General features: G+C 67.4%; 11 protein-coding genes. 9 read left to right on the top strand and 2 right to left on the bottom strand.

Annotated elements, in window-relative coordinates; genetic code table 11:
- Positions 1–64: 64 nt before the first annotated feature.
- A complete protein-coding gene (proC, locus tag H0W38_RS08310) occupies positions 65–889 on the bottom strand; it encodes a pyrroline-5-carboxylate reductase (RefSeq protein ID WP_292452812.1) in 825 nt (274 codons plus the stop codon).
- A 330-nt stretch (positions 890–1,219) separates the two neighbouring features.
- On the opposite strand from proC, the gene H0W38_RS08305 reads away from it, so the two are divergent.
- The 5 genes from H0W38_RS08305 (at position 1,220) to H0W38_RS08285 (ending at position 6,002) form a co-directional block, all read left to right on the top strand.
- Complete coding sequence (locus tag H0W38_RS08305) at positions 1,220–1,990, top strand: ABC transporter ATP-binding protein (protein ID WP_292452810.1); 771 nt, start codon at positions 1,220–1,222, stop codon at positions 1,988–1,990.
- 1 nt (position 1,991) lies between these two features.
- The gene (locus H0W38_RS08300; protein WP_292452808.1) at positions 1,992–2,708 is read left to right on the top strand and encodes an ABC transporter ATP-binding protein; all 717 of its coding nucleotides are present in this window, start codon (positions 1,992–1,994) and stop codon (positions 2,706–2,708) included.
- A 38-nt stretch (positions 2,709–2,746) separates the two neighbouring features.
- Positions 2,747–3,958, top strand: coding sequence for an ABC transporter substrate-binding protein (locus H0W38_RS08295; RefSeq protein WP_292452806.1), 1,212 nt, complete (start codon positions 2,747–2,749; stop codon positions 3,956–3,958).
- 45 nt (positions 3,959–4,003) lie between these two features.
- Positions 4,004–4,891: a branched-chain amino acid ABC transporter permease gene (locus tag H0W38_RS08290; protein ID WP_292452804.1), complete on the top strand. Its 888-nt coding sequence runs from the start codon at positions 4,004–4,006 to the stop codon at positions 4,889–4,891.
- Positions 4,892–4,994: 103 nt separating this feature from the next.
- Positions 4,995–6,002 carry a branched-chain amino acid ABC transporter permease gene (locus H0W38_RS08285; RefSeq protein WP_292452802.1) on the top strand — a complete coding sequence of 336 codons (1,008 nt, stop codon included), beginning with the start codon at positions 4,995–4,997 and terminating at the stop codon, positions 6,000–6,002.
- A gap of 96 nt (positions 6,003–6,098) precedes the next feature.
- On the opposite strand, the gene H0W38_RS08280 is transcribed toward H0W38_RS08285, so the two are convergent.
- Positions 6,099–6,797 carry a YggS family pyridoxal phosphate-dependent enzyme gene (locus H0W38_RS08280; protein WP_292452800.1) on the bottom strand — a complete coding sequence of 233 codons (699 nt, stop codon included), beginning with the start codon at positions 6,795–6,797 and terminating at the stop codon, positions 6,099–6,101.
- 52 nt (positions 6,798–6,849) lie between these two features.
- Here H0W38_RS08280 and H0W38_RS08275 point away from each other — a divergent pair, with 52 nt between their 5' ends.
- The 4 genes from H0W38_RS08275 to H0W38_RS08260 form a co-directional block, all read left to right on the top strand.
- On the top strand, positions 6,850–7,893 hold the full coding sequence (locus H0W38_RS08275) for a type IV pilus twitching motility protein PilT (RefSeq protein WP_292452798.1): 1,044 nt from the start codon (positions 6,850–6,852) through the stop codon (positions 7,891–7,893).
- A 31-nt stretch (positions 7,894–7,924) separates the two neighbouring features.
- Positions 7,925–8,515, top strand: a complete 591-nt coding sequence (locus H0W38_RS08270) for a cyclic nucleotide-binding domain-containing protein (RefSeq protein ID WP_292452795.1) — start codon at positions 7,925–7,927, stop codon at positions 8,513–8,515.
- Between the two features lie 35 nt (positions 8,516–8,550).
- On the top strand, positions 8,551–9,687 hold the full coding sequence (locus H0W38_RS08265; protein WP_292452793.1) for a PilT/PilU family type 4a pilus ATPase: 1,137 nt from the start codon (positions 8,551–8,553) through the stop codon (positions 9,685–9,687).
- Between the two features lie 67 nt (positions 9,688–9,754).
- Positions 9,755–10,584, top strand: an 830-nt coding sequence (locus H0W38_RS08260) for an NAD(P)-dependent oxidoreductase (protein ID WP_292452791.1), incomplete at its 3' end; no start/stop codon positions are given.

The following is a 10,584-nucleotide window of genomic DNA, read 5'->3' as shown; positions in this document are numbered from 1 at the left end:
CAATGGCCGGCCGCCCCACACTCCGTGCGGCGTGCGCGCTGCGCAGGTCGCCACCGAGCGCCGGTCAGCCGCCGAATTCGTCACCCAGCTCTGCGGCCCGCCGCTGCGCCGCCCGCACCGCGCGCACGATGGCCTCGCGCACGCCGTCGGCCTGCATCGCGCTCAGGGCGGCGTGGGTCGTGCCGCCCTTGGACGTGACGCGCTCGCGCAGCACTGCAGGCGGCTCGGGGCTTTGCTCGGCCAGCGCCGTGGCCCCCGCGAAGGTGCCCAGGGCCAGGGCGCGGCCTTGCTCTGCGCTCAAGCCCATGTCGACCGCGGCCTCCATGAAGGCCTCGAGAAAGAGGAACACGTAGGCCGGGCCGGACGCCGACAGCGCGGTCACCGCGTCGAGGTCCGCCTCCCGATCGACCCAGAGCAGCCGCCCGGTGGGCGCCAGCAACGCCTCGACGCTGGCGCGTTCCCCGGCGCCCACCTCGGGTCTTGCGTACAGCCCGGCGATGCCCTGGCCGATCAGGGCCGGCGTGTTGGGCATGGCGCGCACCACGCGCTCGCTGCCGCTGGCGCGCACGACCGCGTCGCTGCGGATACCGGCCATCACGCTGAGCTGCGCCGCGCCGGCGACGTGCTCGCGGCAGAGCGCGGCAGCTTCCCTGAAGAGCTGCGGCTTCACCGCCCAGACCACCAACTCCGCGGCAGCCAGGGCCGGTGTGGCGTGCTCATGGGCCACGATGTCGAACGCGTGCCGCAGTCGCTCGCGCTGCTCGGCTCCGGGCTCGACCACGAGGATGTCGCCGGCCGCGACACCGCCGCGCCGCAATCCGCCGATCAGCGCGCTGGCCATGTTGCCGCCGCCGATGAAGGCGATTGCGGAGGAAGAGGCGGTGGTCATCGAAGGCTCCAGGGGCACACGAAAGCGGCCGTTGCCGGCCCAGTCTAGCGAGCCGCGCGATGGGCGCGCCGAAACGGTGCTCGCGGGAAGTGATCGCTGTACGAGTCGGCGTTAGGGGCGCCAAGGTCTCCAAACCCGCAAGACCGCCGAACGGGCGCAGTCAGGCCAGCAATTCGTTCGCAGGGTGTCGGACGTGCAACATGAGCTCCCTGACGGATCACTGTCGCCGAAGCGACTCTTCGCCGCGCAACTCGGCAACAACTTAGGGGCAACCCGGCTATTGCAGCGCAACACGCCTGCCTACAGTCTCAAGCCTTGCCTGCCACCCCCATGAGCGACTTCATTCTCGAGACACGCGAGCTCACCAAGGAGTTCAAGGGCTTCACTGCCGTGGACCGAGTGATGCTGCAGGTGCAACGCGGCCACATCCACGCACTGATCGGCCCGAACGGCGCGGGCAAGACCACGTGCTTCAACCTGTTGACCAAGTTCCTGGCGCCGACGCGTGGCACGATCCACTTCAACGGGCACGACATCACCCGCGAGGCGCCGGCGCAGATCGCCCGGCGCGGCGTGATCCGCTCGTTCCAGATCTCGGCGGTGTTCCCGCACCTGAGCGTGCTGGAGAACGTGCGCATCGGCCTGCAGCGCTTCACCGGCACCTCGTTTCACTTCTGGAAGAACCTGAGCGGCCTGCGCGCGCTCGACGCCAAGGTGCTCGAGCTGCTGGAGCTGGTCGATCTGCGCGACGTGGCGCAACTGCAGGCCGCCGATCTGCCCTACGGCCGCAAGCGCGCGCTCGAGATCGCCACCACCATGGCGATGAGCCCGGAGCTGATGCTGCTGGACGAACCCACGCAGGGCATGGGCCACGAGGACGTGGAGCGTGTCACCGCGCTCATCAAGCGCGTCGCCGAGGGCCGCACCGTGCTGATGGTCGAGCACAACATGCGCGTGGTCGCCAGCATCGCGGACCGCATCACGGTGCTGGCACGCGGCGCGGTGCTGGCCGAAGGGCCGTACGAAGAAGTGTCCCGACATCCCGCGGTGCTCGAGGCCTACATGGGCAGCGAAGCAACCGAGTTGCAGGGCGCGCATTGAGATGAGCACGGCGCCGGCGATCGAGATCCGCAATCTGCACGCCTGGTACGGCGAGAGCCACATCCTGCATGGCATCGACCTCACCGTGCCGCGCGGCCAGGTCGTCACCCTGCTCGGGCGCAACGGCGCGGGCCGCACCACCACCCTGCGCGCCATCCTGGGCCTGACCGGCGAACGCAAGGGCTCCATCAAGGTGCACGGCGAGGAAACCATCGGCTGGCCGACCCACCGCATCGCCCATCTCGGCATCGGCTACTGCCCGGAGGAGCGCGGCATCTTCGCGTCACTCTCCGCCGAAGAAAACCTCCTGCTGCCGCCGCGCCTGAAAGCGGGCCGCGGCACGCCGATGAGCGAGGCCGACATCTACGCGATGTTCCCCAACCTGGCCGAGCGCCGCGCCAGCCAGGGCACGCGGCTCTCGGGCGGCGAGCAGCAGATGCTGGCGGTGGCGCGCATCCTGCGCACCGGCGCCGACATCCTTCTGCTCGACGAGATTTCCGAAGGCCTCGCCCCGGTGATCGTGCAGGCGCTCGCGCGCATGATCACCACGCTCAAGGACCAGGGCTTCACCATCGTGATGGTGGAGCAGAACTTCCGTTTCGCGACCCGGCTGGCCGACCACTTCCACGTGATCGAGCACGGCAACGTGGCCCTGTCTTTCCCCGCGGCGCAGCTTGCCGACAAGCAGGCGGCGCTCGACGAGTTGCTCAGCGTCTGATCCCGACGCCTTTTCTCATCCACCCAGGAGATTTCGCCATGACCTTCGCCCTTCAACGCATCGCACTGGCCGCTGTGGCCGCCTGCGGCTTCAGTGCCGCTGCCCAGGCCCAGATCTCGGGCGACGTGGTGCGCATCGGCATCATCACCGACATGTCGGGCCTTTACTCCGACATCGACGGCGCCGCCGGCGTCGAGGCCGTCAAGATGGCCGTGGCCGACATGAAGGGCATGGTCGCCGGCAAGAAGATCGAGGTGATCTACGCCGACCACCAGAACAAGCCCGACGTGGCCGCCAGCAAGGCCCGCGAGTGGTTCGACACCCAGGGTGTGGACATGCTGATCGGTGGCACCAATTCCGGCACCAACCTGGCCATGGCCAAGATCGCCGCCGAGAAGAAGAAGACCTTTATCTCCATCGGTGCGGCCAGCGCGCGGCTGACCAACGAGGACTGCACGCCCTACACCATCCACTACGCCTACGACACCGTGGCGCTGGCCAACGGCACCGGCAACGCGGTGGTCAAGTCCGGCGGCAAGACGTGGTTCTTCCTGACCGCCGACTATGCCTTCGGCGCCTCGCTGCAGAACGACACCTCCTCCGTCGTGCAAAAGGCCGGCGGCAAGGTGGTGGGCAGCGTCAAGCACCCGCTTTCGGCCAACGACTTCTCCAGCTTCCTGCTGCAAGCTCAAGGCAGCGGCGCGCAAATTCTCGGCTTGGCCAACGCCGGCGGCGACACCATCAACTCGATCAAGGCCGCCAACGAGTTCGGCGTGACTTCGACGATGAAGCTGGCCGGCCTGCTGATGTTCATCAACGACATTCATGCGCTGGGCCTGAAGGCCACGCAGGGCATGTACCTGACCGACGGCTGGTACTGGAACCAGAGCCCGGAGTCTCGCGCGTGGAGCCGCCGCTTCTTCGACAAGCTCAAGCGCATGCCCTCGATGCTCCAGGCAGGCGACTATTCGGCCACCACGCATTACCTCAAGGCCGTCGAAGCCACCCAAAGCGACGACGCCGACAAGGTGATCGCGCAGATGAAGGCGACCAAGGTCAACGACTTCTTCGCCAAGGGCGGCACCATCGGCCCCGATGGCCGGCACCGCTACGACATGTACCTCATGCAGGTGAAGACGCCGGCCGAATCGAAGGAGCCTTGGGACTACTACAAGGTCGCCCAGCGCATCCCCGGCGACGAGGCCTACACGAAGCTGGCCGACAGCAAGTGCCCGCTGGTCAAGAAGTGATCGTTGCGTCGGCAATGCCGGAAGTGACCGAAGGCTGACCCGCACATGATGGATCTTCTCGGCATCCCGCTGCCCGCCCTCCTCGGGCAGCTGTTGCTGGGCCTGGTGAACGGCTCGTTCTACGCGATGCTGTCGCTGGGCCTGGCGGTCATCTTCGGCATGCTCAACATCATCAACTTCGCCCACGGCGCGCTCTACATGATGGGCGCGTTCCTGGCGTGGATGGGTCTCGAGTACCTGGGGCTCAACTACTGGGCGATGCTGGTGCTGGCGCCTTTGGCGGTGGGCGCACTCGGCATCCTGATCGAGCGGCTGCTGCTGCAGTGGCTCTACAAGCTCGATCACCTGTACGGGCTGCTGCTGACCTTCGGCATCACGCTGGTGGCCGAGGGCGTGTTCCGTTCCTTCTACGGCGTTTCGGGCCAGCCCTATCCGGTGCCCGACGCACTCCAGGGCGCGACCAACCTCGGCTTCATGGTGCTGCCGAACTACCGCGCCTGGGTGGTCGTCGCGTCGATCACCGTGTGCTTCGCAGTGTGGGCCCTGATCGAGAAAACCACGCTGGGCGCAACGCTGCGTGCCGGCACCGAGAACCCGCGCCTCGTGCAGGCGTTCGGCATCAACGTGCCGCGCATGATCACGCTCACCTATGCCGGCGGCGTGGCGCTGGCCGCCTTCGCCGGCGTGCTGGCCGCGCCCATCCTGCAGGTTCAGCCGCTGATGGGCAGCAACCTGATCATCGTCGTGTTCGCGGTGGTGGTGATCGGCGGCATGGGCTCGATCCTGGGCTCCATCCTCACCGGCTTCGGCCTTGGCGTGATCGAGGGGCTGACAAAAGTGTTCTATCCCGAGGCCTCCAACACCGTGGTGTTCCTCATCATGGCCATCGTGCTGCTGATCCGCCCGGCCGGGCTGTTCGGCAAGGAGAAGTGATGGCAGTCGGGCGTTTCTTGCGGTCCGAGCGTCGGATCGCTTCCGAGCCGGCCCGTCTGCCCTCGCAGATTCGGCCGACGGTCCTGTCGGACGAGGGGCTCCAGTGAGCGCGCCCCCGAGCGCGACCGTCGCACGCACGCCGCGCTCGCCGCTGCTCGGCTACGCCGTGCTGTTCATCGCCGTGGCGCTGCTGCCGGCGGTCGGCGCCTACCCGATCTTCGTGATGAAGGTGATGTGCTATGCGCTTTTCGCCTGCGCCTTCAACCTGCTGATCGGCTTCACCGGGCTGCTGTCCTTCGGACATGCCGCCTTCCTCGGCACCGCGGCCTACTGCGCCGGCCACGCGCTCAAGGTCTGGGGCCTGCCGGCGCCGGTGGGCCTGCTGGTCGGCACCGGTGCGGCGGCCATCGTGGGACTGGGCTTCGGCTGGCTGGCGATCCGTCGCTCGGGCATCTACTTCTCGATGATCACGCTGGCGCTGGCACAGATGCTGTTCTTCGTGTTCCTGCAAGCGCCCTTCACCTACGGCGAAGACGGGCTGCAAGGCGTGCCACGTGGCACTTTCCTCGGCCTGGATCTGGCGAACGACCTGACGCTGTATTACGTCGTGCTGGGCATCTTCCTGTTCGCGTTCTGGGTGATCTACCGCACCGTGCATTCGCCCTTCGGGCAAGTGCTCACCTCGATCCGCGAAAACGAGGCGCGTGCGGTTTCGCTGGGCTACGACGTAGAACGCTTCAAGCTGGTCGCCTTCGTGCTGTCGGCCGCGCTGGCCGGCCTGGCCGGCGCCACCAAGACGCTGGTGCTCGGTTTCGCCACGCTGTCCGACGCGGTGTGGACCACCTCGGGCCTGGTCATTTTGATGACACTGGTGGGCGGCATGGGCACCATGGTGGGCCCCATCGTCGGCGCGCTGGTCATCATCGCGCTCGAAAACAAGATCGGCAACCTGGGCCGGGCGCTGGCGGACCTCACGGGAATCAACTGGTTCAACAGCCTTGGCGAATCGGTGACGCTCGTCACCGGGCTCATCTTCATCGTCTGCGTGCTGGCGTTCCGGCGCGGCATCGTCGGCGAGCTGCACCACTTCGTGACCAAGAAGCGTCGCTGATGCCTTGCCCGCGCGGCTGGATACGGCTGCCGTTGCACAGCCAGGCCGCCGCGAGTTCGGCCCGGCCGCGCAGCCCTCACCAGCGGGCAGTGCCCTTCAAGCCACTGCCGGCCGTCCGCCGAAGATCGCCGTGCCCACCCGCACCATCGTCGCGCCTTCAAGCACGGCGGCCTCCAGGTCGGCCGTCATGCCCATCGACAGGGTATCGAGCGTGAGCCCGCCGGCATTGAGGCTTGCCAGCAGTTCGCGCAGGGCGCGATGCGGCCGGCGCTGGGCCGCAAGATCGCCCGCCGGCTCCGGCACGGCCATCACCCCGCGCAGCGTGAGCCGCGGCAAGGCCGCCACCGCACGCGCCACCGTCTGCACTTCGGCGGGCGCCAGGCCGCTCTTGCTCGCCTCGCCACTGATGTTGACCTGCAGGCACACCTGCAAGGCCGGCAAGTGCGCCGGCCGCTGCTCCGACAGGCGCTGCGCGATCTTCAAGCGATCGACCGAATGCACCCAGTCAAAGCTCTCGGCCACCACGCGCGTCTTGTTGCTCTGCAGCGGGCCGATCAGGTGCCATTCGAGCTGCGGGCGCACCTCGGCCAGCGCGGCCATCTTGTAGAGCGCCTCCTGCACGTAGTTCTCGCCGAAGCGCGCTTGCCCCGCCGACATCGCCTCGCGCACCGCGTCGGCGGAAAACGTCTTGCTGACCGCGAGCAGCGTGACGCTTGACACGGGCCGCCCCGCCGCATCGCAGGCGCGTGCGATGCGCCCGCTCACTTCGTCCAACTTGCTCGCTATCGTCGCCATAATCGTTTCGATCCCTCGTCTTTCGGGCCCGCCCTGGCTCGTTTTCGCCTCCATGGACATCACCCAACTGCTGGCGTTTTCGGTCAAGAACAAGGCCTCCGACCTGCACTTGTCTGCCGGCCTGCCGCCGATGATCCGGGTGCATGGCGACGTGCGGCGCATCAACGTGGACCCGCTGGACCACAAGAACGTGCACGAGATGGTGTACGACATCATGAACGATGCCCAGCGCAAGGCCTACGAGGAGCTGCTGGAGTGCGATTTCTCGTTCGAGATCCAGGGCCTGGCCCGTTTTCGCGTCAACGCCTTCAACCACAACCGCGGCGCCGGCGCGGTGTTTCGCACCATTCCGAGCAAGATCCTCTCGCTCGAACAATTGCAGGCCCCCAAGATCTTCGCCGACCTTGCGCTCAAGCCGCGCGGCCTGGTGCTGGTGACGGGCCCGACCGGTTCGGGCAAGTCGACCACGCTGGCCGCGATGGTCAATCACCTCAATGAGCACGAGTACGGCCACATCCTCACCGTCGAGGATCCGATCGAGTTCGTGCACGAGTCCAAGCGCTGCCTGATCAACCAGCGCGAGGTCGGGCCGCACACCCTGTCCTTCAGCAACGCGCTGCGCTCCGCACTGCGCGAGGACCCGGACTGCATCCTGGTCGGCGAAATGCGCGACCTGGAAACCATTCGCTTGGCGCTCACTGCCGCTGAAACCGGCCACCTCGTGTTCGGCACGCTGCACACCTCGTCGGCCGCCAAGACCATCGACCGCGTGGTCGACGTGTTCCCGGCCGCCGAGAAGGACATGGTGCGCGCCATGCTCTCGGAATCCCTGATCGGCGTGATCTCGCAGACGCTGTGCAAGACGAAAGACGGCTCGGGGCGCGTCGCCGCGCACGAGATCATGCTGGGCACGCCAGCCATCCGCAACCTGATCCGCGAGAACAAGGTCGCTCAGATGTACAGCTCGATCCAGACCGGCAACAGCATGGGCATGCAAACGCTCGACCAGAACCTCACCGACCTGGTTCGCCGCAACCTGGTCTCGCCCGCCGAAGCGCGCAGCCGCGCCAAGACGCCGGAAAACTTCCCCGGCTGAAGTGGGGCACACCGTTTTGCCCGCTGTCGCCGTGAAACCGTCGCTCGAACGCCCGCACGAAAACCCGACCGCCGCCGATGGCGGCGAGGCCGCACCGCTGCAGATGAGCTGGACCGCGCGCGCCGAGCGCGTGATGGCTCAGCCCTTCGCCGCCGAGCGCGGCCGCGAGTTGTTTACCGCAGTGTGGCGGGCCGACCGTCACGGCATGGCGCTGACGCCCATCGAGGCGGCCCGCCTGGCGGGCCATTTCGATTTCGTGCTGGTGCCGGCGGCGCAAGCGGTGATCGGCCAGGACGAGGCAGGCGACTACCTGCTCGTGGTGCTCGAAGGCCGGCTGTCGGTCGATCGGGTGCAAGGCGACGGCTCGCGCGTGCGTCTGGCCGAGGCGCACGCCGGCGACCTGCTCGGCGAGATGTCGCTGCTCGACGCCGGCTCGCGCTTTTCTGCCTGCACCACCCTGACGCCCTGCGTACTGGCAGTGCTCGACGCACGCAGGCTCGAGGCGCTGATGGCGAGCGAGCCGCGACTGGCGCTGGCGCTGCTGGCCTCGCTGGCGCGCCGCCTTTCGCTGCGGCTGCGCCAAGTGAGCACCCGCTTGTCGGCCCTGCTGGCCGGCGGCTGAGCGCCCCTCGATACAACGCACACGAAAGAAAGCTCATGGAACGCGACCAGGCATCGAAATTCGTCAACGACCTGCTGCGGCTCCTCATCGCCCGCACCGGCTCGGACCTCTTCCTCACCGCGGACTTCCCGCCGGCCGTCAAGGTCGACGGGCGCGTGACCAAGGTGTCGCCGCAGCCGCTGACGCCGCAGCACACGATCGCGCTGGCGCGCTCGATCATGAACGACAAGCAGGCGGCCGAATTCGAGCGCACGAAGGAATGCAACTTCGCCATCTCGCCGAGCGGCATCGGCCGCTTTCGCGTCAACGCCTTCATGCAACAGGGCCATGTGGGGCTGGTACTGCGCACGATCCCGAACACCCTGCCCACCATCGACACGCTCGGCCTGCCGAGCATTCTGAAAGACGTGGCTTCGAGCAAGCGCGGGCTGGTGATCTTCGTCGGCGCCACGGGCTCGGGCAAAAGCACCTCGCTGGCAGCGATGGTGGATCACCGCAACGAGAGCTCCTTCGGCCACATCATCACGATCGAGGACCCGGTGGAGTTCGTGCACCCGCACAAGAACTGCATCGTCACCCAGCGCGAGGTCGGCATCGATACCGACGGCTGGGAGGCGGCGCTGAAGAACGCGCTGCGCCAGGCCCCCGACGTGATCCTGATGGGCGAACTACGCGACCGCGAGACGATGGAGCACGCGGTGGCCTTCGCCGAGACCGGCCACCTGTGCATGGCCACCCTGCACGCCAACAGCGCCAACCAGGCGCTCGACCGGATCATCAATTTCTTTCCCGAGGAACGGCGCGCGCAACTGCTGATGGACCTGTCGCTCAACCTGAAGTCGCTGGTCTCGCAGCGCCTCTTGCCGCGCCAGGAAGGCACGGGCCGTGTGGCGGCGGTCGAGATCCTGCTCAACACGCCGCTGATCTCGGAGCTGATCTTCAAGGGCGAGGTGGCCGAGATCAAGGAGATCATGAAGAAGAGCCGCGAGCTCGGCATGCAGACCTTCGACCAGAGCCTGTACGACCTTTACGAAGGCCAGATGGTCACCTACGAAGACGCCCTGCGCAACGCCGACTCGGTGAACGATCTGCGGCTGCAGATCAAACTCAACAGCCGCCGCGCCCGCAACGCCGACCTGTCTGCCGGCACCGAGCACCTGACCATCGTTTAGAGCATCATTCGCTCCTTCAAGCCGGCCTCGTTTCGAGGCCGTTCGCTTTACAGGAGACGACAAACCCATGAGCACCCGCACTTACGAATCGACCGCCCCGCGCACCGTGGCCTTTCTCGGCCTGGGCGTGATGGGCGCGCCCATGGCCGGCCACCTGGCCAAAGCCGGCCACCATGTCACCGTCTACAACCGCACCGCCGCCAAGGCCAAGGCATGGGTCGCGGAGAACGGCGGCGCCTCTGCCGCCACGCCGCGTGAGGCAGCGGCCGGCGCCGACATCGTGTTCGCGTGCGTCGGCAACGACGCCGACCTGCGCGCCGTGACCCTCGGCGAGGGCGGCGCCTTGGGCGGCATGAAGCCCGGCGCGGTGTTCGTCGACCACACCACCGCCTCGGCCGACATTGCGCGCGAGCTCGACAAGGTGGCACGCGAGCGCGGCCTGGCCTTCATCGATGCGCCGGTCTCCGGCGGCAACCTCGGCGCCATCAACGGCGCACTGACCGTCATGTGTGGGGGCGAGGCGGGCGCGTTCGAGCGCATCCAGCCGGTAGCGATGGCCTTTTCGAAGGCGGTCACCCTGCTCGGCGCGGCCGGCTCCGGCCAGCTTGCCAAGATGGTCAACCAGATCGCCATCGCCGGCTTGGTGCAGGGCTTGGCCGAAGCCATCGCTTTCGGTCAGAAGGCCGGGCTGGACATGAAGGCCGTGCTCGGTGTGATCGGCAAGGGCGCCGCGCAGAGCTGGCAGATGGACAACCGCGGCCCGACCATGATCGAGGACAAGTTCGACTTCGGCTTCGCGGTCGACTGGATGCGCAAGGACCTGGGTTTGTGTCTTGCGGAGGCGCAGCACCATGGCGCCCGGCTACCGGTCACGGCACTGGTCGACCAGTTCTACGC

The organism is Methylibium sp., from assembly GCF_013817365.1.
GTDB lineage: Bacteria > Pseudomonadota > Gammaproteobacteria > Burkholderiales > Burkholderiaceae_C > Methylibium.
The sequence above is the reverse complement of the archived record's forward strand: the minus strand, read 5'-3'. Positions and strand labels throughout refer to the sequence as shown.

Coding starts and splice junctions, on each gene's coding strand:
- proC (WP_292452812.1), bottom strand. CDS start 889: ATGACCACCGCCTCTTCCTCCGCAATCGCCTTCATCGGCGGCGGCAAC.
- H0W38_RS08305 (WP_292452810.1), top strand. CDS start 1,220: ATGAGCGACTTCATTCTCGAGACACGCGAGCTCACCAAGGAGTTCAAG.
- H0W38_RS08300 (WP_292452808.1), top strand. CDS start 1,992: ATGAGCACGGCGCCGGCGATCGAGATCCGCAATCTGCACGCCTGGTAC.
- H0W38_RS08295 (WP_292452806.1), top strand. CDS start 2,747: ATGACCTTCGCCCTTCAACGCATCGCACTGGCCGCTGTGGCCGCCTGC.
- H0W38_RS08290 (WP_292452804.1), top strand. CDS start 4,004: ATGATGGATCTTCTCGGCATCCCGCTGCCCGCCCTCCTCGGGCAGCTG.
- H0W38_RS08280 (WP_292452800.1), bottom strand. CDS start 6,797: ATGGCGACGATAGCGAGCAAGTTGGACGAAGTGAGCGGGCGCATCGCA.
- H0W38_RS08275 (WP_292452798.1), top strand. CDS start 6,850: ATGGACATCACCCAACTGCTGGCGTTTTCGGTCAAGAACAAGGCCTCC.
- H0W38_RS08265 (WP_292452793.1), top strand. CDS start 8,551: ATGGAACGCGACCAGGCATCGAAATTCGTCAACGACCTGCTGCGGCTC.